The organism is Pseudomonas sp. L-22-4S-12, from assembly GCF_009799935.1.
Classification (GTDB): Bacteria; Pseudomonadota; Gammaproteobacteria; order Pseudomonadales; family Pseudomonadaceae; genus Aquipseudomonas.
This window is the reverse complement of the sequence record NZ_WELL01000001.1, coordinates 1,119,969-1,143,614: the sequence shown is the minus strand read 5'-3', so window position 1 is coordinate 1,143,614 and position 23,646 is coordinate 1,119,969. Positions and strand designations below refer to the sequence as shown.

The 23,646-nt window shown below is 66.4% G+C and carries 17 protein-coding genes and 2 tRNA genes (1 of these 19 cut by a window edge); 7 read left to right on the top strand and 12 right to left on the bottom strand.

The window, feature by feature from the left end; translation table 11 throughout:
- Nucleotides 1–15: 15 nt before the first annotated feature.
- Nucleotides 16–1,674: an acetolactate synthase large subunit gene (locus tag F3I16_RS05140; protein WP_160492629.1), complete on the top strand. Its 1,659-nt coding sequence runs from the start codon at nt 16–18 to the stop codon at nt 1,672–1,674.
- Here the strand turns inward: F3I16_RS05140 and F3I16_RS05135 are convergent, their stop codons facing one another.
- The 3 genes from F3I16_RS05135 to F3I16_RS05125 form a co-directional block, all read right to left on the bottom strand.
- Nucleotides 1,675–2,595 carry a transglutaminase family protein gene (locus F3I16_RS05135; protein WP_160492628.1) on the bottom strand — a complete coding sequence of 307 codons (921 nt, stop codon included), beginning with the start codon at nt 2,593–2,595 and terminating at the stop codon, nt 1,675–1,677.
- The gene (locus F3I16_RS05130; RefSeq protein ID WP_160492627.1) at nt 2,592–5,087 is read right to left on the bottom strand and encodes a circularly permuted type 2 ATP-grasp protein; all 2,496 of its coding nucleotides are present in this window, start codon (nt 5,085–5,087) and stop codon (nt 2,592–2,594) included. The genes F3I16_RS05135 and F3I16_RS05130 overlap by 4 nt, the downstream gene beginning before the upstream one ends.
- 61 nt (nt 5,088–5,148) lie before the next feature.
- Entirely contained in the window at nt 5,149–8,448 is a 3,300-nt protein-coding gene (locus F3I16_RS05125) for a transglutaminase family protein (protein ID WP_160492626.1), read from the bottom strand.
- Nucleotides 8,449–8,583: 135 nt separating this feature from the next.
- On the opposite strand from F3I16_RS05125, the gene F3I16_RS05120 reads away from it, so the two are divergent.
- The gene (locus F3I16_RS05120) at nt 8,584–8,988 is read left to right on the top strand and encodes a bacteriohemerythrin (RefSeq protein ID WP_160492625.1); all 405 of its coding nucleotides are present in this window, start codon (nt 8,584–8,586) and stop codon (nt 8,986–8,988) included.
- A 127-nt stretch (nt 8,989–9,115) separates the two neighbouring features.
- Here F3I16_RS05120 and F3I16_RS05115 read toward each other — a convergent pair whose 3' ends face one another.
- On the bottom strand, nt 9,116–11,401 hold the full coding sequence (locus F3I16_RS05115) for a YgiQ family radical SAM protein (RefSeq protein WP_160492624.1): 2,286 nt from the start codon (nt 11,399–11,401) through the stop codon (nt 9,116–9,118).
- Nucleotides 11,402–11,663: 262 nt separating this feature from the next.
- On the opposite strand from F3I16_RS05115, the gene F3I16_RS05110 reads away from it, so the two are divergent.
- Complete coding sequence (locus F3I16_RS05110) at nt 11,664–13,526, top strand: diguanylate cyclase (protein WP_160492623.1); 1,863 nt, start codon at nt 11,664–11,666, stop codon at nt 13,524–13,526.
- Here F3I16_RS05110 and alr read toward each other — a convergent pair whose 3' ends face one another.
- Entirely contained in the window at nt 13,527–14,603 is a 1,077-nt protein-coding gene (gene alr / locus F3I16_RS05105) for an alanine racemase (RefSeq protein ID WP_160492622.1), read from the bottom strand. It lies immediately after the preceding gene.
- A gap of 249 nt (nt 14,604–14,852) precedes the next feature.
- Here alr and F3I16_RS05100 point away from each other — a divergent pair, with 249 nt between their 5' ends.
- Both F3I16_RS05100 and F3I16_RS05095 read left to right on the top strand, forming a co-directional pair.
- A complete protein-coding gene (locus tag F3I16_RS05100) occupies nt 14,853–15,218 on the top strand; it encodes a VOC family protein (RefSeq protein ID WP_160492621.1) in 366 nt (121 codons plus the stop codon).
- 62 nt (nt 15,219–15,280) lie between these two features.
- Nucleotides 15,281–15,982, top strand: a complete 702-nt coding sequence (locus F3I16_RS05095; RefSeq protein ID WP_160492620.1) for a YafY family protein — start codon at nt 15,281–15,283, stop codon at nt 15,980–15,982.
- Between the two features lie 32 nt (nt 15,983–16,014).
- On the opposite strand, the gene dnaB is transcribed toward F3I16_RS05095, so the two are convergent.
- The 7 genes from dnaB to rnr all read right to left on the bottom strand — a co-directional run bounded on the left by dnaB (nt 16,015) and on the right by rnr (nt 23,190).
- Nucleotides 16,015–17,409 (bottom strand): replicative DNA helicase, encoded by a 1,395-nt coding sequence (gene dnaB / locus F3I16_RS05090; RefSeq protein ID WP_160082673.1) that lies wholly within the window; start codon nt 17,407–17,409, stop codon nt 16,015–16,017.
- Between the two features lie 154 nt (nt 17,410–17,563).
- Nucleotides 17,564–18,010 (bottom strand): 50S ribosomal protein L9, encoded by a 447-nt coding sequence (rplI, locus tag F3I16_RS05085; RefSeq protein WP_160489324.1) that lies wholly within the window; start codon nt 18,008–18,010, stop codon nt 17,564–17,566.
- A gap of 21 nt (nt 18,011–18,031) precedes the next feature.
- Nucleotides 18,032–18,913 (bottom strand): hypothetical protein, encoded by an 882-nt coding sequence (locus tag F3I16_RS05080; protein WP_160492619.1) that lies wholly within the window; start codon nt 18,911–18,913, stop codon nt 18,032–18,034.
- A 37-nt stretch (nt 18,914–18,950) separates the two neighbouring features.
- On the bottom strand, nt 18,951–19,181 hold the full coding sequence (gene rpsR, locus F3I16_RS05075) for a 30S ribosomal protein S18 (protein ID WP_003246847.1): 231 nt from the start codon (nt 19,179–19,181) through the stop codon (nt 18,951–18,953).
- 28 nt (nt 19,182–19,209) lie between these two features.
- Nucleotides 19,210–19,632 (bottom strand): 30S ribosomal protein S6, encoded by a 423-nt coding sequence (rpsF, locus tag F3I16_RS05070; protein WP_160082679.1) that lies wholly within the window; start codon nt 19,630–19,632, stop codon nt 19,210–19,212.
- A 256-nt stretch (nt 19,633–19,888) separates the two neighbouring features.
- Nucleotides 19,889–20,635, bottom strand: coding sequence for a 23S rRNA (guanosine(2251)-2'-O)-methyltransferase RlmB (gene rlmB, locus F3I16_RS05065; protein ID WP_160489326.1), 747 nt, complete (start codon nt 20,633–20,635; stop codon nt 19,889–19,891).
- Nucleotides 20,632–23,190 carry a ribonuclease R gene (gene rnr / locus F3I16_RS05060; RefSeq protein WP_160492618.1) on the bottom strand — a complete coding sequence of 853 codons (2,559 nt, stop codon included), beginning with the start codon at nt 23,188–23,190 and terminating at the stop codon, nt 20,632–20,634. The genes rlmB and rnr overlap by 4 nt, the downstream gene beginning before the upstream one ends.
- A 206-nt stretch (nt 23,191–23,396) precedes the next feature.
- Between rnr and F3I16_RS05055 the strand changes: the two genes are divergently transcribed.
- Both F3I16_RS05055 and F3I16_RS21050 read left to right on the top strand, forming a co-directional pair.
- Nucleotides 23,397–23,483 (top strand) — tRNA-Leu (locus tag F3I16_RS05055).
- Between the two features lie 111 nt (nt 23,484–23,594).
- Nucleotides 23,595–23,646 (top strand) — tRNA-Leu (locus F3I16_RS21050); it runs 135 nt beyond the window's last position.

Genomic DNA, 23,646 nt, shown 5'->3' with positions numbered 1-23,646 from the left:
ATAAGGAGCCCACACATGCCCAACGGTGCCCAAGCCTTGATGAAGACGCTGGTCGATGGCGGAATCGAAGTCTGCTTCAGCAACCCCGGAACCAGCGAGATGCACTTCGTCGCCGCACTCGACAGCGAGCCGCGCATGCGCGCCGTGCTCGCCCTGTTCGAAGGGGTGGCCACCGGTGCCGCCGACGGTTATGCCCGCATGGCCGACAAACCGGCCGCCACCTTGCTGCATTTGGGCTGCGGCCTCGGCAACGGCCTGGCCAACCTGCACAATGCGCGCAAGGGCAAGGTCCCGGTGGTCAACATCGTCGGCGACCATGCCACCTACCATGTCAAATACGACGCCCAGCTGCAGTCCGATATCGAAACGGTCGCCCGCAACGTGTCGCCGAACTTCGTGCGAACCCCCGCTCGCACCGAAGACCTGTGCCGCGACGCGGCCGAAGCCATTCGTGTCGCCCGCGGCTACCCGGGGCAGGTCGCCACGCTGATCCTGCCGGCCGACGTGTCGTGGGGCGAGGGCGGCGTGCCTTGCCAAGTCCCGGCCGCGGAACAGCCGCCCGTGGCCGGCGATGACACGGTGGCCGCCCTGGCCCAGGTCATCCGTTCGGGCCGCAACGTGGCTCTGCTGCTGGGCGGCCGCGCGCTGCGCGAAGCCGACCTGCTCGCGGCGGGGCGCATTGCCGCGCATAGCGGCGTCAAACTGCTGGCCGAGGTTTTCCCGACTCGCATGGAGCGGGGCGCAGGGCTGCCCGCGGTCGAGCGCATCGCCTACATGGCCGAAATGGCTGGGGTTCAGTTGGCAGAGATCGAGGAGCTCATCCTGGTGGATGCCAAGGCGCCCGTTTCCTTCTTCGCCTACCCGGGCAAGAAAAGCTATCTGGTGCCCGACACGTGCCGGGTACACACCCTGGCCGGCGCGGATCAGGACACCACGGCCAGCCTGGAAAAACTGGTCGCCGCCCTGGGTGCCGGCGCGACACCGGCAGAGCTGCAGCCGGCGCAGCGCCCGTCCAGACCGCGGGGCAAGCTGACGGCGGCGAAGGTCTGCAAGGCCGTCGGTCACACCCTGCAGGAAGGCACGATTCTGATCGATGAGGCCATCACCTCGGGCCTCATGTTGAACCTGATGACCAGCGGCGCCCCCCGCCACGACCTGCTCACCCTCACCGGCGGCGCCATCGGCCAAGGCTTGCCGAACGCCATCGGCGCCGCCATCGCCTGCCCCGCACGCCCGGTTCTGGCACTGATCGGCGACGGCACCGCGATGTATACCATCCAGTCGCTCTGGACCATGGCCCGCGAGCAGCTCAACGTCACCTCGATCATTTTCAACAATGCCTCGTATTCCGTGCTCAATGTCGAACTGGAACGGGTCGGCGCCGCGGGGGCCGGGCCCAAGGCCAGGTCGCAACTCGACTTGCGCGGCCCAGTGCTGAACTTTGCCCAGCTCGCCCAGGGCATGGGCGTGCATGGCGTTCGGGTGAGCACCGCCGAGGAGCTGCTCAAGGCACTGGAGTACGCCCAGTCGCACCCCGGCCCGCACCTGATTGAAGCGCTGGTCCCGGAGTCGCTCAGCGGCGCCAAACGCAAGCTGTTGCCGTACTTGCTGCGCGCCCTGCCCAGCCTGCCCCAGCCGGTCGCCAGTGCCCTGAAGCGCAAACTGGCACCCTGATCAGCCGACCGCGCCGTGCAACTCGCCCAGGGGCAGCACGGTGACGCTGACTTCCGGGTCGTGGCTGCCGCCGCCGAGGATCACCCCGCGCAGCGGCGACACGTCGGCGAAGTCGCGACCCCAGCCGAGGGTGATGTGCTCCAGCGCCGGCAGCAGGTTGTTGGTCGGGTCGAAGTCCACCCAGCCCTGGCGCGGGCAGTACACCGAGACCCAGGCGTGCGAGGCGTCGGCGCCGATCAGCCGCGGCTGGCCGGGCGGCGGCTGGGTCAGCAGGTAGCCGCTGACGTAGCGCGCCGCCAGGCCGCGCGAGCGCAGACAGGCGAGCATCAGGTGGGCGAAGTCCTGGCACACCCCGCGGCGCGCCTCCAGCACCTTGAGCAACGGGGTCGCCACCTGGGTGGCGGCGGCATCGAAGGTGAATTCGGCGAAGATCTTCTGCATCAGCGCGGCCGCCGCCAGCAGCAGCGGCCGCCCGGGCACGAAGCAGTCGGCGGCGTACTCGCCGAACACCTGCTTGAGGTGCACATAGGGCGACTCGAAGCGGTAGCGGGTCGCTTCCAGCAGTGCCGGGGCGAGCGGCTGGCCGCTGTAGCCGAGGGCGGCGCAGGCCTGCTCCCAGGGCGGCGAGTCGGCCAGAGCGAAACGCGGCCGGGCCAGCACCTCGACGCGCAGGCGCGCGCAGACCTTCAGCTCGTCGTGGGGGCGCTCGAAGGCCAGGCGGGTCAGCGGATTGCCGTACACATCGAGGCCATCCTGGCGCTTGCTCGGCTGCGGGCTGACCAGCAGCTGGCGCTCCGTGCAGCGCTGCCACGCGCAGTCTCTCGGCCACAGATGCGCCAGCTGCTGGGCCAGGGACACCGGCGCCGAGTAGCGGTAATGGGTGTCGTGGAGGATCTGGTAGTGGGCGCTGCTCGGGCTCATGAGGACTGGGTCCGCTGGCTGGCGTCGACATGCACGAAGAAGCGCAGGCCGAGCTGGTCGGAAACCTGGCCGGCGCCGGCGACTATCTGCAGCAGCAGGTCGGCCAAACCGCCGAGCACCGCGCGAATGCCGGCGCTGCCGAACAGCGGGTTCTCCAGACTGGCCAGGTTGAAGGCAGCGAGCTGCTGCTCCAGCTCGCCCAGGCGGCTGACGGCGACGAATTCGAAACGCTCGTCCAGCCCCGCCAGGGCCCGCACCAGCATGCGCAACTGGAACAGCACGGCGTGCGGGTTCTGCTCGTCGAGCAGAAGCAGGTCGAGCACCGGGATCAGCTGCGCGCTGGCCAGGTAGCGGGTGCGGTAGGTGATGCTGCTGTTGCCCAGCTCCAGCAGCCACTCCAGCGCCGACTGGTCGTGCACCGCGCGGCTGCGGAGGAACTCGGCGATGCTCTCGGCGAGGAACTGCAGGCGCTCGATGCAACGGCCGAGCATGAGGAAGCGCCAGCCGTCGTCGCGGGTCATGTCGTCGAGGGCGAAGCCGGACAGCGCCGCCAGCGACATCAGCAGGCGGTTGAGAAATTCCAGCAGCTCGCCCAGATCGGCCTGCTGCGCCTCCAGGGCCTGGGCCTCGCGCTGCAGTTCGATCAGCGCCTGCCAGTTCTCCCGCGACAGCTTGCCGCGCACGCTGCCGGCGGCCCACTGCAAACGCTGCAGGTTGGCACGCAGGCTGGCCGGCCAGTCTGCGCCGAGCACGGCCTGCAGCAGGCGCTCCTCCAGCGAGCCTTCGCTGGCATCGGGCAGCAGGCCGAGGCTCTCGCCCAGGGCCAGGGCGGTCTGCAGGGCCTGCGGATCGTCGTCATCGTCGACGTAACGGGCCAGCATGATCCGCAGCAGGCGGGCGCCATCCTCGCAGCGCGAGCTGTAGCGGCCGAACCAGAACAGGTTTTCCACCACCCTTGACGGCAGGTAGGGGTCGCTGCGCACCAGGTCGGCCACGCCCAGCGGCCGTAGCCACTGCCAGGGCTCGCCGCCGGCATGCCGCTCGCCGAGCACCCAGGTGTCCTTGCTCGCCCCGCCGCGCTGCATCGACACCACTTCGGCGTCGGCCTCGGCCGCCACCCGGGTCAGGCCGCCGGGCAGCACCCGGTAGCCGTCGGCGCTGGCCACGGCGAACACGCGCATGCCGATCGCGCGCGGCGCCAGCCTGCCCTCCTCGGCCTGCCACACCGGCGCCTGCGACAGCTGCGCCAGGGCCTGGGCCACGTAGGCATAGGGCCGCGCCTTGAGGCGTTCGGCCAGGGCGGCGCGCTGCACCTGATCCAGATCGCGCCCCAGTACCGGGGCGAAGCTCTGCGAGGGGAAGCTGGGGCGCACCAGCAGCTCGTCGAGCTTTTCCAGGGCCTCGTCCAGCACCGGCGGCTCGCCGCACCACCAGCTGGCGATGGACGGCAGCAGCAGTTCCTCGCCCAGCAGCTGCTCGCTGATCGCCGGCAGGAAGCCGGGCAGCCCGGGCGACTCCAGCACGCCGCTGCCCAGGGCATTGGCCACCAGCACATTGCCCTGGCGCACCGCTTCGAGCAGGCCGGGCACGCCGAGGGCCGAGTCGGTGCGCAGCTCCAGCGGGTCGCAGAAGTCGTCGTCCAGCCGGCGCAGCAGCGCATGCACGCGGCGCAGGCCGGCCAGGGTCTTTAGGTAGACACAGGCGTCGCGCACGGTCAGGTCGCTGCCTTCGACCAGCGGGTAGCCGAGCTGGCGGGCCAGGTATAAATGTTCGAAATAGCTTTCGTTGAAGCGCCCCGGGGTCAGCAGCACCACCAGCGGCGTTTCACCACCGGCTACCGGCGCCTGGCGCGCCAGTGTGTCCTGCAGGGTGCGGAAGAAGCCGGCCAGGTACTGCACGCGCAGGTCGCGGTACAGCTCGGGAAAGGCGCGCGAGACGATCTGCCGGTTCTCCAGGGCATAGCCGGCGCCGGAGGGCGCCTGGGTGCGGTCGGCGGTGACCCACCAGCGCCCGTCCGGCGCCCGCGCCAGGTCCACCGCGTACAGGTGCAGGAAGGTGCCGCCCGGCGGCTGCACACCCTGGCACGGCCAGAGGAAGTTGTTGTGGCCGAACACCAGCTCGGCCGGCAGCAGGCCCTCGGCGATCAGCTGCTGCGGGCCGTACAGGTCGGCCAGCACGCCGTTCAGCAGGGTCGCGCGCTGGGCCACGCCGGCGGCGATGGTCTGCCACTCCTCGGCGGGGATCACGTTGGGCAGCAGGTCCAGCTCCCACGGGCGGTCGGCACCGTCCGGGGCGGCGTAGACGTTGTAGGTCACGCCGTTTTCCTGGATCTGCCGGCTCAGCAGGGCCTGGCGCTGCTGCAGCTGCGCCGGGCTGCTGCGCTGCAACTGCTCGAACAGCCGGCGCCAGTGCGGGCGCACCTGGCCCGCCGCGTCGAGCAGTTCGTGGTAGGCGCCGTCGGGCGACGGGTAATCGGCAAGCAGGTCAGGCATGGTTGGCTCAATCAGTGACGCAGGAGCCGCACGCGGGCTCCTGCAGCCGCTCCGGACGGGATCAGCTGCGGCGCAGGTCCAGGGTCATCGGCAGTTCATTATTGTTGACCGGCGGCCGCGGCGACAGCGGGCCCGGCGTGTGGCCGTGGCGGAAGAAGCGCGCCAGGCGCCGGCTCTCGGCCTCGTAGGCATTCACCGGCAGGCTGTCGTAGTTGCGCCCGCCGGGATGGGCGACATGGTACTGGCAGCCGCCCAGCGAGCGCTGCATCCAGCTATCGACCAGGTCGAACACCAGCGGCGCGTGCACGCCGATGGTCGGCTGCAGGCAGTTCGGTGGCTGCCAGGCGCGGTAGCGCACGCCGCCAACGAACTCGCCGACCTTGCCGGTGGCACGCAGCGGCACCGGCACGCCGTTGCAGGTCAGCACATAGCGGTCCGGCGCCAGGCCATCGAGGCGCACCTGCAGGCGCTCCAGCGAGGAATCCACGTAGCGCACGGTGCCGCCCGGCGCGCCCTCCTCGCCCAGCACATGCCAGGGCTCCAGGGCCTGGCGCAGTTCCAGCTCGATGCCCTTGACCTGGTAGTCGCCGACCTTGGGAAAGCGGAACTCGAAGTGCGGCGCGAACCACTCGGCGCGCACCGGATAACCGAAGGCATTCAGCTCGTGCAGCACATCGTGGAAGTCCTGCTCGACGAAGTGCGGCAACAGGAAGCGGTCGTGCAGCTCGGTACCCCAGCGCGCCAGCCGGGCCGGGCGGTAGGGTTCGACCCAGAAGCGCGCGAGCAGGCCGCGCAGCAGCACCTGCTGGGCCAGGCTCATGCGCGCATGGGGCGGCATCTCGAAGGCACGCAGTTCGAGCAGGCCGAGGCGCCCGGAGCTAGAGTCCGGCGAGTACAGCTTGTCGATGCAGAACTCGGCGCGGTGGGTGTTGCCGCTGACATCCACCAGCAGGTTGCGCAGCAGGCGGTCGACCAGCCAGGGCGGGCAGTCGCGTCCCGGCTCGGGTATCTGGGCGAAGGCGATCTCCAGCTCGTAGAGGGCATCGTTGCGCGCCTCGTCGACGCGCGGCGCCTGGGAGGTCGGGCCGATAAACAGGCCGCTGAACAGGTAGGACAGCGACGGGTGGTTGTGCCAGTAGCTGATCAGGCTGCGCAGCAGGTCCGGCCGGCGCAGGAACGGCGAGTCCGCCGGGGTGGCGCCACCGAGGACGAAGTGGTTGCCGCCGCCGGTGCCGGTGTGGCGGCCGTCGAGCATAAATTTCTCGCTGGACAGGCGGGTCTGCCGCGCCGCCTCGTAGAGAAACTCGGTGCGTTCGACCAGCTCGTACCAGCTGGCCGCCGGATGGATATTCACCTCGATCACACCGGGGTCCGGGGTGATGCGGAAATAGCTCAGGCGTGGATCGCTGGGCGGCTCGTAGCCTTCCAGCAGCACCGGGCAGCGCAGCTCGGCGGCGGTGGCCTCGATGGCGGCGACCAGCTCCAGGTAATGCTCCAGCTCGGCCAGCGGCGGCATAAACAGGTACAGCCGGCCATCGCGCGGTTCGGCACACAGCGCGGTACGCACCACCTCCCGTGCCGACTCGAACGGCTCCGGCGCTCGCTGCGCCTGGATCTTCTGCCGGCTGTTGGGGAACAGCGGCTGATGCAGCGCTTGCTGGATCTGCTGGCGGCGCGGCAGCGGGGCGAGCGTCTGGTTGGGATCCTGCGGCTGCACGTAGGGGTAGTCGAACTCGCTGACCCAGGGCTGCGAGTCCAGCGGCAGGCGGTAGCCCAGCGGCGAGTCGCCGGGAATCAGCCGGCAGTGTTCATCACGGAGGAACCAGGGGCCGCTGTGCCAATGCGCACCGTCCTCGCTGCGCGCCAGCGGCAGGATATGCCCGACCACTTCGCCGACACCGCGGCTGAATACCTTGCGCAGGCGCTCGCGCTCCAGCGGGTCGGCCAGGCGCGGGTCGTCCGGGGTGACGTTGGCCGGCAGGCGGCGCTCACGCCACAGGTAATAGAGCCAATCCTCGTAGGCTGGGAAGACGTGCTCGGCGCAGAGGCCCAGGTGCCCGGCGAGCGTGGCCAGGAAGCGCCCGGCCAGGCGCGCGTCGGCACCGTAGTAGCGGCTCTCGTCGGCATACAGCGCCGCATCCTGCCAGATCGGTTCGCCGTCCTTGCGCCAGTAGCAGTTGAGCGACCAGCGCGGCAGCTGCTCGCCCGGGTACCACTTGCCCTGGCCGAAGTGCACCAGGGCCTTGGGCGCGTAATGCTGGCGCAGGCGGTGGAACAGCTCGCCGGCCAGGCGCCGCTTGTTCGGCCCCTGGGCGGCGGTGTTCCACTCCTCGTCGTCGGGAAAGTCGAGGGCGACGAAGGTCGGCTCGCCGCCCATGGTCAGGCGCACGTCATGGGCGTCGAGGTCGGCATCGATCTGCGCGCCGACCTCGACGATCGCCTGCCACTGTTCCTCGCTGTACGGTTTGGTGACCCGCGGCGCCTCCCAGATGCGTTCGACGTGCATCTCGTGTTCAAACTCGCACTCGCATTCGTCCACCGCCCCGCTGATCGGCGCCGCCGAGGACGGCTCCGGGCTGCAGGCCAGGGGAATGTGGCCTTCGCCGGCGAACAGCCCGGAAGTCGGATCGAGGCCGATCCAGCCGGCGCCGGGCAGGTACACCTCGCACCAGGCGTGCAGGTCGGTGAAGTCCACTTCGCTGCCACTGGGGCCGTCGAGGGCCTTCACGTCGGCAGTGAGCTGGATCAGGTAGCCGGAGACGAAGCGCGCGGCCAGGCCCAGATGACGCAGCAGCTGCACCAGCAACCAGGCCGAGTCGCGGCAGGAGCCGGAGGCCTTCTCCAGGGTCTGCTCGGGGCTCTGCACGCCCGGTTCCAGGCGGATCAGGTAGCCGATATCGGTGGCCAGTTTCTGGTTCAGCGCCACCAGGAAATCCACGCTGGCGGTGGGCTTGCGCTCGATCCCGGCCAGGTAGTCGGCGAACAGCGCGCCGGCCGGCAGCTTGACCAGGTAGGGCGCCAGCTCGCGCTGCTCGCCGGCGGTGTAGGCAAAGGGAATCTGCTCGGCGTAGGGCTCGAGGAAGAAGTCGAAGGGGTTGAACACCGCCATCTCGGCGACCAGGTCGACGGCGATCTTCAGTTCGTCGGTCTTGTCCGGGAACACCAGGCGCGCCAGGTAGTTGCCCTGGGGGTCCTGCTGCCAGTTGATGAAGTGCTCGCCCGGCTCGACGCTCAGGGCGTAGGACAGAACGCGCGTGCGGCTGTGCGGCGCCGGACGCAGGCGGACGATCTGCGGGCCGAGGTTGACCGGCCGATCGTAGCGGTAGTGGGTGACGTGGTGCAGTGCGACATGAATCGACACGGCGGGTCTCCTGCAAGCCAGGGCGATACCTGGAAGGGGCAAGAGTTGTGCCATCCGTCCGATTGACCCGGATCAACGAGCGCCGGCGCAGAGCCTGCAATATGCGCCACTACAACAAGAGACCGGGAGTAGTACATGACCTTCATGCCATGGACCGAAGAGCTGCAGGTGGGGATCCGCGAGATCGACGAGCAGCACCGCTGGCTGGTGGACCAGACCAATGCCCTGCACGACGCCCTGCAGGGCTCGGCGCGGGCGGAGCACGTCGGCGAACTGCTGGAAGGGCTGATGGATTACGTGATGAACCACTTCATCGTCGAAGAAAACCTGTTCATCCGCCTCAAATACCCGCAGACCGACGCGCACCAGGCCCAGCACAACCTGTTCAGCGGCCAGGTGATGTCCCTGCTGGGCCGCCACGATGCCGGCGAGGAGGTGGGGGTCGAGGCGCTGGTGCTGCTCAAGGACTGGCTGATCCACCATATCCTCAAGGTCGACAAGGCCTATGTGGAGTACTTCCGGGCCCACGGCCTGGCCTGAGAGCCGGCCGACAATCTGCTGGGCATCGCGCCATAGCGCATTAAAACGGGCCTCGCGGGATCGCAGACAGATACCGAACACCCGGCGCCACGCACCATAAGGGCGCAGCGCCGGGCGCAACGACGCCTCAGCGCGGTGCGACGGGGCGCTTGAGCGGCTTCTTCTTGCCCTTCTTCTCGTCGGCGCGTTCCTTGGCCGCAGCCTTGTTGCGCGCCAGCGCGGCGGCCTTGGCCTCCTCGCGCTTGTCCCACGGCTTGCCGCCATCGCTGGCGCGCGGCGGCAGGCCGCTGTGCTGGGTGAGCAGGGCCTTGCCGACCTTCTTGCTGCCGGCCGGGGTGGAGTTCTTGCGGCGCGCGCTCTGGTAGCTGTCGGTGGCCGGCTGGTAGGCCGGGATCAGGTGCTGCTTGCCGTTGCCGATCAGGTCGCTGCGGCCCATGCGCTCCAGCGCCTCGCGCAGCATCGGCCAGCCTTTCGGATCGTGGTAGCGCAGGAAGGCCTTGTGCAGGCGACGCTGGGCCTCGCTCTTGACGATCTCCACGCCATCGCTCTTGTAGGTGACCTTGCGCAGCGGGTTCTTGCCCGAGTGGTACATGGCGGTGGCGGTGGCCATCGGCGACGGGTAGAAGGCCTGCACCTGGTCGGCGCGGAAGTCATTGCGCTTGAGCCACAGGGCGAGGTTCATCATGTCCTCGTCCGTCGTACCAGGATGGGCAGCGATAAAGTACGGGATCAGGTACTGCTCCTTGCCCGCCTCCTTCGAGTACTTCTCGAACATGCGCTTGAACTTGTCGTAGCTGCCGATGCCCGGCTTCATCATCTTGGTCAGCGGGCCTTCCTCGGTGTGCTCCGGGGCAATCTTCAGGTAACCGCCGACGTGATGGGTGACCAGCTCCTTGACGTACTCCGGCGACTCCACGGCGAGGTCATAGCGCAGACCGGAGGCGATCAGGATCTTCTTCACCCCGGGCAGGGCGCGGGCCTTGCGGTACAGCTCGATCAAGGAGCTGTGGTCGGTATTCAGGTTCTCGCAGATGCCGGGGAACACGCAGGACGGCTTGCGGCAGTGGCGCTCGATCTCCGGGTCCTTGCAGGCCAGGCGATACATGTTGGCGGTCGGCCCGCCGAGGTCGGAAACCACGCCGGTGAAGCCCGGCACCTTCTTCATCTCCTCGATCTCGGACAGGATCGACTCGTGGGAGCGGCTCTGGATGATCCGCCCCTCGTGCTCGGTGATCGAGCAGAAGGTGCAGCCGCCGAAGCAGCCACGCATGATGTTGACCGAGAAGCGGATCATCTCGTAGGCCGGGATCTTCGCCTTGCCGTAGGCCGGGTGCGGCACCCGCGCGTAGGGCATGCCGAACACGTAGTCCATCTCTTCGGTGGTCATCGGGATGGGCGGCGGGTTGAACCACACGTCCACCTCGCCGTGGCGCTGCACCAGGGCGCGGGCGTTGCCCGGGTTGGTTTCCAGGTGCAGCACGCGGTTGGCGTGGGCATACAGCACGGCATCGCCGCGCACCTTCTCGAAGGACGGCAGGCGGATCACCGTCTTGTCGCGCTCCAGGCGCGGGTGCGGCAGCAGCTGCACCACCTTGGCCTCGTTGGGGTCTTCGAGCGCGCCCTTTTCCTGCTCGATGGCGCAGGCGGCGGTGTCCTGGGTGTTGACGTAGGGGTTGATGATCTTGTCGATCTTGCCCGGCCGGTCGATACGGGTGGAGTCGACTTCCAGCCAGCCCTCGGGAGTGTCGCGGCGGATGAAGGCGGTGCCACGAATATCGTTGATCGTCTCGATCTTCTCGCCGGCGGCGATGCGCTGGGCCACCTCGACGATGGCGCGCTCGGCGTTGCCGTACAGCAGGATGTCGGCGCAGGCGTCGATCAGGATCGAGTGGCGGACCTTGTCCTGCCAGTAGTCATAGTGGGCGATGCGGCGCAAGGATGCCTCGATGCCGCCGAGGACGATCGGCACGTGCCTGTAGGCTTCCTTGCAGCGCTGGCTGTAGACCAGGCTGGCGCGGTCCGGGCGGGCGCCGGCCAGGCCACCGGGGGTATAGGCGTCGTCCGAGCGGATCTTCTTGTCCGCGGTGTAGCGGTTGATCATCGAGTCCATGTTGCCGGCGGCGACGCCGAAGAACAGGTTGGGCTCGCCGAGCTTCATGAAGTCGTCTTTCGACTGCCAGTTGGGCTGGGCGATGATGCCGACGCGAAAGCCCTGGGCTTCCAGCAGGCGACCGATGATGGCCATGCCGAAGGACGGATGGTCCACATAGGCGTCGCCGGTGACGATGATGATGTCGCAGGAATCCCAGCCGAGTTGATCCATCTCTTCCCGGCTCATCGGCAGGAAGGGTGCGGGCCCGAAACATTCGGCCCAGTACTTCGGATAGTCGAACAACGGCTTGGCGGCGTGCATCGGGATGACCAGCAGGGATTTTCAGGGGCGCGGAATATAGCACAAAAAATGTACAGAGTCCGACCCCCGCGCTCAGTCAAAGCCTGCACGCGCCAGCCCGCGGGCGCCGCGCGGTTTTGTGATCACGAACACCTTGTGCCTATACTCCGGAAAAAGACTTTCACTGCCTGCCCCAGGGCCGGCTCAAGGAGCGGAAACGGTGCGACGCACAGTCTTGCAAGTCCTGCTGTGGACGTGCGTTGCCAGCCTTTGCGGCAGGCTGATGGCCGCTCCGATCGTGCTGCAAAGCGGCAGCAGCGGGCAGACGCTGAACCCGCACATCGAACTGCTGGAGGATGTCGGCGGCCGGCTGAGCATCGACGACCTGACCACCCCTGCCGTGCAGCAGCGCTTCGTGCCCGCCGCCGGACGCGCCAGCGTCGGCCAGAGCGGCAACCCCTGGTGGATCAAGGTCAGCCTGCAGCGCGCCAGCACCGCCCCGGCCCAGTGGTGGCTGGAAGTCGGCGCGGTCACCCAGCTGGACACCCAGCTCTACCTGCCCGCCGGCGAACTGGGCTGGAGCCGCCGCCAGGCCGGCGAACGGGTCAGTTTCGCCGCGGGGCGCGACCATCCTTACCGACGCACGCTGTTCAAGCTGCCGGAACTGGGCGAGGCGCCGCTGACCTTCTACCTGCGCAGCTACGACCCGGCCGGCAACTCCTTCCCGCTGCGGGCCTGGCAGCTCGACGACCTGAGCAGCCTGGCCACCGAGGAGAACCTCGCCCTGGGCCTGGTCTACGGCATCATCCTGGCGCTGCTGCTGTACAACCTGTTCATCTTCTTCAGCCTGCGCGACGCCGCCTACTTCTGGTATGTGCTGACCACCGCCGGCGCCCTGCTGATGATCCTCAGCATGAGCGGCCACGGCTTCCAGTACCTGTGGCCGGAGCATCCCGTGCCCTTCTGGCTGGACCGCGTCACCCTGCCCTCGCTCTGGGGCTTCTGCGCCTGCCGCTTTACCCAGACCCTGCTGCAGACCCGCAGCCATGTGCGCTGGGCCCACCACCTGCTGAGCTTCGCCTGCGCCTGCTACGTGATCGCCGTTGGCCTTGAAGCCCTCGGCCAGCGCAATCTGGCCGCCTGGATCATCGCCCTGCTGTCGCTGACCAGCATCCCGGCGGCCCTCGGCGCGGCCCTGCTGCGCTGGCGCCAGGGCTATTACCCGGCCCTGCTCTATTTGCTCGGCTACGGCCTGATCCTCGGCAGCATCAGCCTGGCCCTGATGCGCGCCACCGGCCTGGTGCAGCCGGCCACCTGGAACGCCTACGTGTTCCCGCTCTCGGTGGCGGCCGAGTCGATCCTGTTCTCCTTCGCCCTGGCCTACCGCATCCAGATGCTCAAGCAGGAAAAGGCCCAGGCCCTGGTACAGGCCGACCGCGAGAAGACCGCGCGCCTGGCGCAGATGCAGGCCAGCGCCGACGAGCTGCAGGCCGCGGTCGACCTGCGCACCGCCGAACTGGCCGAGGCCAACCAGCGCCTCTGTCAGCGCGAGCAGGAGCTGCAGCACGCGGCCTTCCATGACCCGCTGACCGAGCTGCCGAACCGCCGCTACCTGATCGAACGGGTCGAGACCGCCCTGGCCGACGCCCAGCGCCGCCAGGAGACGGTGGCCCTGATGCTGGTCGACCTGGACCACTTCAAGCCGATCAACGACAGCTACGGCCACGACGCCGGCGACCTGATGCTGCGCAGCATCGGCCATCGCCTGCGCGAGCATGTGCGCACCAACGACATGGTCGCGCGCCTGGGTGGCGACGAGTTCGCCGTACTGATCTGCGGGCCGCAGGCGCAGGCCCAGGCCGAGGAAATCGCCGCCCGCCTGCTCGAGGAGCTGGCCAAGCCGGTGCTCTACGGCGCCAGCCGGCTGGCGGTGACCATCAGCATCGGCGCGGCGCTCTATCCGCAGCACGCCGTGCAGTTCGCCGGGCTCTACAAGTCCGCCGACGAGGCCCTGTACCGCGCCAAGCAGCAGGGCCGCTCGGGCTTCGTCATGCAGAGCGACAGCCTGAGCCCCCAGGCCTGCCTGCAGCTGGACGTGCTCAAGATCGCCAGCGGCCTCGGCGAAGCGCCGCAGAGCAAGGGCTGATCAGCCACGGTAGCGCCGCGGCACCCGCGCGGTAACCTTGGTCAGCAGCTCGTAGCCGATGGTGCCGGCGGCCTGGGCCACCTCGTCGATCGGCAGCTGCGCGCCCCACAACTGCACCGCGGCACCGACCTGCACGTCGGGCAGGTCGGTGAGATCCACCGCCAGCATATCCATCGACACCCGCCCGACCAGCGCCGCACGCCGGCCCTCGACCAGCAGCGGGGTGCCGCTGGGCGCGTGGCGCGGATAACCGTCGGCATAGCCGCAGCTGACCGTGCCGATGCGCGACGGCCGTGTGGCGACCCAGCTGGCGCCGTAACCGACGCTCTCGCCCGGCGCCACCTCGCGCACGGCGATCAGCTCGGCATCCAGGCTCATCACCGGCTTGAGGCCCAGCTCGGCGGCGCTCAGCTCGGCAAACGGCGAGGAACCGTAGAGCATGATGCCGGGGCGCAGCCAGTCCATGTGCGCCGCCGGAATGGTCAGCAGGGCCGCCGAGTTGGCCAGGCTGCGCTGGTCGAAATCCAGGTCGAGCAGGCCGAGGAAGGCCTCCACCTGCTGCTCGATCAGCGGATGACCGCGCTCGTCGGCACAGGCGAAGTGGCTGATCAGGTTCAGCTCGGCCACCTGCGCCGCGCCGCGCAGGCACCCGTGCACTTCGCGCAGCCGCGCCGGCGTCATGCCCAGGCGGTGCATGCCGCTATCGAGCTTGAGCCAGACGTTCAGCGGGCGCGGCAGCTGGGCGGCGAGCAGCGCGGCGAGCTGCTCCTCGCCCTGCACCACCAGGTCCAGGCGCAGCTGCGCGGCCATCGGCAGCTCCTCGGCGGCGAAGCAGCCCTCCAGCAGCAGGATGCGCGCCTCGCCCTGCATGGCCCGCACCTCGGCGGCCTCCTCCAGGCTGGCCACGGCAAAGCCGTCGGCCTCGCCATGCAGGGCGGTGACCACCTCGCGCACGCCGTGCCCGTAGGCATTGGCCTTGACCACCGCGAATGCCTGGCGCCCCGGCGCACAGCGCTTGGCCACCGCGTAGTTATAGGCAATGGCTGACAGATCGATGGTGGCAACTAGAGGACGCATGACAGGGCTCCACGGCAAGCTAAAGCCAAGCATCTTAACCCGCAGTTCCCGAGCTGTAAGCGCCAGCTAGTCCAGCCAAACCCACGCACCTGCAGTACTGCGCTTAGCGACTCAAATTTAATCGCATCGAGGCAAAAGCTACTGACAATAAGCTGTCAGTAGCACTCCCCTAGAGTGGGTTCCACAGGCTAAAACGCGCCGTCAGATACTGCCGTTGCCTGTCGCACCTGACCTTCAAGGAGAGAGAAAATGAATGCGATCAATTGGTTCGAACTATTTGTCAGCAACTTCGAGCGTGCCCGTGGCTTCTATGAGCGCGCCCTGGCAACGCCGCTGGAGGTAATGGAAGGCGTGGGCGGCCGCATGGCACTGTTCCCCCACGCACAGGAAAGCGGTGTCGGTGGTTGCCTGAGCGAGTCAGCCGAGCAACAGAGTGGTATTGGCGGCACCCGAATCTACCTGAACGTCGAGGGACAACTGGATGCCGTAGTGAACCGGGTGCCCTCGGCAGGGGGCGTGATCATCCACAGCAAGATGTCCATCGCGCCGCATGGCTTTATCGCTGTGATAAAAGACAGCGAAGGTAATGAAGTGGGCCTGCACAGCATGTCCTGAACCCAGCATCCGGGCGGGCATCAGCACGCCCGGCAATCCAGAACGAGAGCACCTGAGGCAACATGAGGCGCGCCGACCGTCTATTTCAGATCGTGCAGTTTCTGCGCAGCCGTCGCCTGACCACCGCCCAGTGGCTGGCCGAGCACCTGCAAGTATCGGTGCGCACTATTTATCGCGACATCCAGGACCTCTCCCTTTCCGGAGTTCCCTTGGAAGGTGAAGCCGGTGTCGGCTACGTGCTGCGCCAACCGATGGATTTGCCACCCTTGATGTTCGAGCGCGAGGAGATAGAAGCGTTGCTTGTGGGCGCGCGCATGGTCAAAGCCTGGGCGGATCCACAACTGCAGCGGGCTGCCGAATCGGCACTGGCGAAGATCCACAGCGTGCTACCCAACGAGCTGCGCGATGAGCTCAATCGCAACCAGCTGTTTGCCCCCGAAACCAATCCGTATCCGGTGCACTGGCTCGGCCAGCTGCGCCAGGCCATTCGCCAGCGTCACAAGCTGCTGATCAATTACCGCGATGAGCGCGGAGAAACCAGCCTACGGTGCATCTGGCCGCTAGGGCTGTTCTTCTGGGGGCAAACCTGGACCTTGTGCAGCTGGTGTGAGCTACGCAACGACTTTCGCAACTTCCGCATCGACCGAGTGGAGCAGCTGCAGGACCGCGCGGAAACCTTTGCACAGGTTGAAGGCCAACGCCTGGAGGACTACCTCAAACCGTATCTGGGTGAGCAGGCTAATGCACCGCTGTACAAGAGCTGAACGCCTGAAGATCGCGACTTAGAGAAAGCAGATTACTCGTCGTCGAACTGGTAGCTGCCCGGCGCCAGGTTCTCGAAACGCGAGTACTTGCCGAGGAAGGCCAGGCGCGCGGTACCCAGCGGGCCGTTACGCTGCTTGCCGATGATGACTTCGGCGACGCCCTTGTACTCGGTCTCCGGGTGGTAGACCTCGTCGCGGTAGACGAACAGGATGATGTCGGCGTCCTGCTCGATCGCCCCGGATTCGCGCAGGTCGGAGTTGATCGGGCGCTTGTTGGGGCGCTGTTCCAGGCCGCGGTTGAGCTGCGACAGGGCGATCACCGGGCAGTTGAATTCCTTGGCCAGGCCCTTGAGCGAGCGGGAGATCTCGGAGATCTCGTTGACCCGGTTGTCGCCGCTGGAGCCGGGAATCTGCATCAGCTGCAGGTAGTCGACCATGATCAGGCCGATCTCACCGTGCTCGCGAGCCAGGCGCCGGGTACGCGCACGCATTTCCGAGGGGCTGATGCCGGCCGTGTCGTCGATGAACAGCTTGCGGTCGTTGAGCAGGTTGACCGCACTGGTCAGGCGCGGCCAGTCGTCGTCGTCCAGGCGGCCGGAGCGCACCTTGGTCTGGTCGATGCGCCCCAGCGAGGCGAGCATACGAATGACGATGGACTCCGAGGGCATTTCCAGCGAGTAGACCAGGATCGCCTTGTCGCTGCGCATCAGGGCGTTTTCCACCAGGTTCATGGCGAAGGTGGTCTTACCCATGGACGGACGGCCGGCGACGATGATCATGTCGGCCGGCTGCAGGCCGCTGGTCAGGTTGTCCAGGTCGGTGAAGCCGGTGGACAGGCCGGTGATCGCGTCGCCGGCGTTGAACAGGCTGTCGATGCGGTCGATGGCCTTGACCAGAATGTCGTTGATGCCCACCGGGCCACCGGTCTTCGGCCGCGCCTCGGCGATCTGGAAGATCAGGCGCTCGGCCTCGTCGAGGATTTCCTCGCCGGTGCGGCCTTGCGGGGCATAGGCGCTGTCGGCGATCTCCGAGCTGATGCCGATCAGCTGGCGCAGGGTGGCGCGCTCGCGAATGATCTGCGCATAGGCCTTGATGTTGGCCACCGACGGGGTGTTCTTGGCCAGCTCGCCGAGGTAGGCCAGGCCGCCAACCTGCGACAGCTGGCCTTCCTTGTCCAGCTGCTCGGACAGGGTCACCACGTCGAACGGCGAGTTGCGCTCGGCCAACTTGTAGATGGCGCGAAAAATCAGGCGGTGGTCATGCCGGTAGAAATCGCCGTCGGAGACCTGGTCGAGCACCCGCTCCCAAGCGTTGTTGTCCAGCATCAGGCCGCCCAGCACGGCCTGTTCGGCCTCGATGGAATGCGGCGGCACCTTGAGTGCGGCGGTTTCCAGGTCGTACTGCTGGGGGACGCTGATGTCGTTCATGGCACCTGAGATTCCAAAGCGCGGAGGCTTTTACAAACGCATGTTTTGCAAAAGGCTCTATCTGAAAAAACAACGGGCACGACACCGCTAATGCAATGTCGCGCCCGATTGTCAGCAGGCCGGCGCCGGAGCGCAAGCCCGCAAGTCGGCTGACTTAGGCAGCTACGACCACAACCTTGACGGTTGCTTCAACGTCGGTGTGCAGGTGCACAGCTACGTCGAATTCGCCGATGTGGCGAATGGTGCCGTTCGGCAGACGCACTTCAGACTTGGCCACTTCAACGCCGGAGGCGGTCAGGGCGTCAGCGATGTCGTGGGTACCGATCGAGCCGAACAGCTTGCCTTCGTCGCCAGCGCTGGCAGTGATGGTCACTTCCAGTTCGGCCAGTTGGGCAGCGCGAGCTTCGGCAGAAGCCTTCTTCTCGGCAGCAGCTTTTTCCAGCTCGGCGCGACGCGCTTCGAACGCAGCAACGTTCTCGGCGGTAGCGGCAGTGGCCTTGCCTTGCGGCAGCAGGTAGTTACGGCCGTAACCGGCTTTAACGTTGACCTTATCGCCCAGGTTGCCCAGGTTGGCGATTTTTTCCAGCAGGATAACTTCCATTTGGGTCTTACCTCTTAACTTTTAACCTTCACCGTTCGCGGGGCCGGCGCCATTGTTGCGCGCTTGGCGACCACGAAAATCGATCAGACTGTCGACGATGGCCATGGCCACCAGCAACGGATAAACCAGCTGCATGAACAGCAGCAGCGAGACGTACAGGCCCACCAGCCAGAACCGGGAAAGTCCCAGTCCGTGCAGCAGCGCCAAGCCGGCAAACGCCAGCGGGACGCTGCACAACGGCGTCAGCATGGCCAGCTCCACTCCGAGATTCGGACCGAGGAGCATGGCCGCGAGCAAGCCGAAGGCCAGCACCGGCGGCAGTCGCAGAACGCGAAACTCGCGCCCGAAACCACCGGGGTTGTACAACGCTGCCTGCCAGTAACGCCCAAGCATCAGGCACAGCAGACTGACGATCTGCAGCAATGCGGCCATCAAACCGGTGAGTACCGGGGCAATCAGCGACTCCAGGCGCGCTCGCTCGTCTACCGGCAACTGCTGGTAGACCCCATCGAGCATCTGCGGCATCAGCTTATTCAGCTCCGCCGCCAAACCTGCGATGGGTTCGCGGAACACCGCCCCCAGAACCACACTGAACACCAGACCCAGCGCCAGGCTGCCAAGCAGCACGCGAACCCAGGACTGACCGGCGCGCAACATCAACGCCAGCCCCAGCGAACCGAGCAGCACCAGCAGGGTGCGCGGTTCACCGAAATACCACCAGACCAATGCCGGCAGCATCGCCCAGGCCAGGATGCCGATGGCATCCCCCAGACCCCGCCGCAGCAGCACCAGGCAGCTGGCGGCGGCACTCAACCAGAACAACAGCGGCAACGCCGCGGAACCGACCACCACCAGGGTGGCCTGCATGCGGCCGCGCATGATGAACTCAGCCAAGGCGCGCATGCGGTTTATCCCTTACTACTTAGTCGACGATCCGTTATCAACGGCCGTGGCTGTCGGTGTAGGGCAGCAGGGCCAGGAAGCGGGCGCGCTTGATAGCGGTAGCCAGCTGACGCTGATAACGAGCCTTGGTACCGGTGATACGGCTAGGAACGATTTTGCCGGTTTCCGAGATGTAGGCTTTCAGGGTGTTGAGATCTTTGAAATCGATCTCTTTCACGTCTTCAGCGGTGAAACGGCAGAATTTACGACGACGGAAGAAACGTGCCATGAGATTGGCTCCTCAATAGATCCGTGGATTACTCGTCAGCGTTGTCGCTGTCGCTGCTATCGCTGTCATCGCCTTCGGCGGAGTCAGCGTTCTCAGGACGGTCACGACGCTCACGGCGCTCGCTGCGGTTTTCTTCGGCCTTGAGCATCTCGGACTGGCCGGTAACGGCTTCGTCGCGACGGATGACCAGGTTACGGATCACGGCATCGTTGTAACGGAAGTTGTCTTCCAGCTCGGCCAGGGCCTTGCCGCTGCACTCTACGTTCAGCATGACGTAGTGGGCCTTGTGGACGTTGTTGATGGCGTAAGCCAGCTGACGACGACCCCAGTCTTCCAGACGATGCACTTTGCCGCCGTCTTCTTCGATCAGCTTGGTGTAACGCTCAACCATGCCGCCGACTTGCTCGCTCTGGTCCGGGTGAACCAGAAAGATGATTTCGTAATGACGCATAAATGCTCCTTACGGGTTGTAGCCTGCCACTGGATGCGGTCAGGCAAGGAGTGAATATCACTTGTTGGTCTTGCCGGGCGGAGGGCGCGCAAACGCCTGCCGTCACGGCAAGGGGCGACATTCTAGAGAAGCCCCCCGCCAGGCGCAAGGCAGACTGGCGATTATTTGTACAGCCCGATCTGACTCGGAAGAACTCCACCCAACGCAAACCGGCGCCTCACGGCGCCGGCTTTCTGGGCACGGAACGCACGGCAAACTAGCGCTTGGCCTGGCGCTGGCGCACCGCCTCGAACAGGCAGACGCCGGTGGCGACCGACACGTTGAGGCTGCTGACGCTGCCGGACATCGGCAGCTTGACCAGGTAATCGCAGTGATCGCGAGTCAGACGGCGCATACCCTTGCCTTCCGCGCCCATGATCAGCACGGTCGGCCCGGTCAGGTCCTGCTGGTACAGCTCCTGCTCGGCCTCGCCGGCGGTGCCGACCAGCCACAGGCCGCGCTGCTGGAGCTTTTCCAGGGTGCGCGCCAGGTTGGTCACGGCGACCAGCGGAATCACTTCGGCAGCCCCGCAGGCGACCTTGCGCACGGTGGCGTTGAGGGTTGCCGACTTGTCCTTGGGCACTATCACCGCCAGCGCGCCGGCGGCATCGGCGGTACGCAGGCAGGCGCCGAGGTTGTGCGGATCGGTCACGCCGTCCAGCACCAGCAGCAGCGGCGGCCCTTCGCGACGGTCGAGCAGCTCTTCGAGCATGGCCTCGCCCCACACCTGACTGGGACTGACTTCCGCCACCACGCCCTGGTGCACGCCCTCGGCCCACTCGTCGAGCTCGCGACGATCCTTGTGCCCGACCGCCACGCGATTCTGCCCGGCCAACTCGACCAGGGTCTGCACCCGCGGGTCATGCCGGCTTTCCGCCAGCCACAGCTGCTTGACCCGTTTCGGATGGTGACGCAGCAGCGCTTCCACGGCATGCACGCCGTAGACCTTCTCCAGCTGACTCATGACTTGGCCTTGCGTTTGCGCGGCTTGCCGGCCGTGCTCGGCGCATCGGCTTTCGGCGCACCCTTGCGATGGCTGGAAGCCGGCTTCTTCGCCGCCCCGTCGCCACCGCGACCGCCCGCCGGCTTGCTGCCAGCCTTGGCCCCGGAGAGCAGGGCCTTCTTCAGGTCGCGGCTCTTCTGCACATCGGTATTGCCGACACCGGCCGACTCGCTCTTGCCACGCCGGGAGCCGCGCTCGGCAGGCGCCTTATCGGCACCCTCGCCGCGCACACCACTGCGCTTGCGCCCGACCGGCGCATTGACCGCCCCCTCGGACAGCTCGAAGTCGATCTTGCGCTCGTCGAGATCGACGCGCATGACCTTGACCTGCACGCTATCGCCGAGGCGGAAGCTGCGCCCGCTGCGCTCGCCGGCCAGGCGGTGATGCACGGGATCGAAGTGGTAGTAGTCGCCCGGCAGCGCGGTGACATGCACCAGGCCTTCGACATAGATGTCCTTCAGCTCGACGAACAGGCCGAAACCGGTCACCGCCGTGATCACGCCCTCGAAGATCTCGCCGACGCGGTCCTTCATGAACTCGCACTTGAGCCAGTTGACCACGTCACGGGTGGCCTCGTCGGCGCGCCGCTCGGTCATTGAGCACTGCTCGCCGAGCTGCTCCAGGGCCGGCTCGTCGTACGGGTAGATGCGCGCACGCGGCATGCTGGTCGCACCAGCGCGGCGCACATGCGGGGTATCCAGCTTGGAACGCACCACGCTGCGAATGGCGCGATGCACCAGCAGGTCCGGATAGCGACGGATCGGCGAGGTGAAGTGGGTGTAGGCCTCGTAGTTCAGGCCGAAGTGGCCGTTATTGTCGGCGCTGTACACCGCCTGGCTCAGCGAGCGCAGCATCACGGTCTGGATCAGGTGGAAGTCCGGACGCCCCTGGATGCTGGCCAGCAGCTTCTGGTAATCCTTCGGCGACGGCCCTTCCTTGCCCTTGTGCAGGGCCAGGCCCAGCTCGGTGAGGAAAGCCTTGAGCTTCTCCAGACGCTCCGGCGGCGGACCGTCGTGCACGCGATACAGCGAGGGAATCTCATGCTTCTGCATGAACTGCGCGGTGGCGACGTTGGCCGCCAGCATGCATTCCTCGATCAACTTGTGCGCGTCGTTGCGCTGGGTCGGGCGGATCTCCGCGATCTTGCGCCCGGCACCGAAGATGATGCGGGTTTCCTGGGTCTCGAAATCGATGGCACCGCGCTCGTGACGGGCGGCCAGCAGCACCTGGTACAGGGAATACAGCTGCTTGAGGTGCGGCAGGACTTCCTTGTACTCCGTGCGCAGGGCCTTGCCCTCGCCGCTTTTCGGCTGCTCCAGCATGGCGCTGACCTTGTTGTAGGTCAGGCGCGCATGGGAGTGGATCACCGCCTCATAGAACTGATAGTCGACCAGCTTGCCGGCCTTGGACATGGTCATTTCGCAGACCATGGCCAGACGATCGACATGCGGATTCAGCGAGCACAGGCCGTTGGACAGCTCCTCCGGCAGCATCGGCACGACCCGCTCGGGGAAGTACACCGAGTTGCCGCGCTTGGTCGCTTCTTCATCCAGCGCCGAGCCGACCTTGACGTAGTGCGACACGTCGGCGATGGCGACATAGAGCTTCCAGCCGCCAGAAAACAGCTTCCAGCGACTGCTGTTCTTCTCGCAGTACACGGCATCGTCGAAGTCGCGGGCATCTTCGCCGTCGATGGTGACGAATGGCAGGTGGCGCAGGTCGATGCGCTTCTCCTTGTCCGCCTCTTCCACCTCGGGCTTGAGCTTGTGCGCCTCCTTGATCACCGCCTCCGGCCAGACATGCGGGATGTCGTAACTGCGCAGCGCCACATCGATTTCCATGCCCGGCGCCATGTAGTCGCCAACCACTTCGACGATATCGCCCTGCGGCTGGAAGCGCGCAGTCGGCCAGTGGGTGATCTTGATCGCGACGAACTGGCCGATCCTGGCATTGCCATGGCGACCCGGAGTGACCAGCACTTCCTGCTGGATCTTCGGGTTGTCGGATTCGACATAGCCGATACCGGCCTCTTCGAAGTAGCGGCCGACGATGGTCTCGTGGGCACGCTCGATCACCTCGACGATCGCGCCTTCGCGACGACCGCGGCGATCCAGCCCGGAAACCCGTGCCAGGGCACGATCGCCGTCGAACACCAGGCGCATCTGCGAAGGACTGAGGAACAGATCGTCGCTGCCGTCGTCCGGCACCAGGAAGCCGAAGCCGTCGCGGTGACCGCTGACGCGCCCGCGGATCAGGTCGAGCTTGTCCACCGGCGCATAGGTACCGCGGCGGGTATAGATAAGCTGGCCATCTCGCTCCATGGCGCGCAAACGGCGGCGCAGGGCTTCCAGCTGCTCATCGGTGGTCAGCCCAAACTCTTCCACCAGCTCCTCGCGGGCAGCGGGCGAACCGCGCTCGGACAGGTGCTGCAGGATCAGTTCACGACTGGGGATGGGGTTTTCGTATTTTTCCGCCTCGCGAGCGGCCTCGGGATCGAGAGTTTGCCAATCGGCCATTAAATGAAATTACCTTTACGCATATATAGAGGTGTGTGCCATGTGCCTATTGAAGCGCGAAATAGCCTCGGGGGTCAGCTTTTCAATCGACAATAATTTTTTTGCGATCAGGGGTTTACAAGGAAAAACCTCACCCGTATTATTCGCGCCCACAACGTTGCTGAGACGTTGTACCACGGAAACGCTGAGCAATCATCGTTTCTTGTGCCCAGGTGGCGGAATTGGTAGACGCACTAGGTTCAGGTCCTAGCGGTGGCAACACCGTGGAAGTTCGAGTCTTCTCCTGGGCACCACTCTTCAGAGATCAAGCCGCTGGCTTGGTTTCGCTGTAAGCGGAGCAGCAATGTCCGAATCGGGAAACCGGTTGAACGCTGCAAAAAGTCGGTGAGCAATCATCGCAATGTGCCCAGGTGGCGGAATTGGTAGACGCACTAGGTTCAGGTCCTAGCGGTGGCA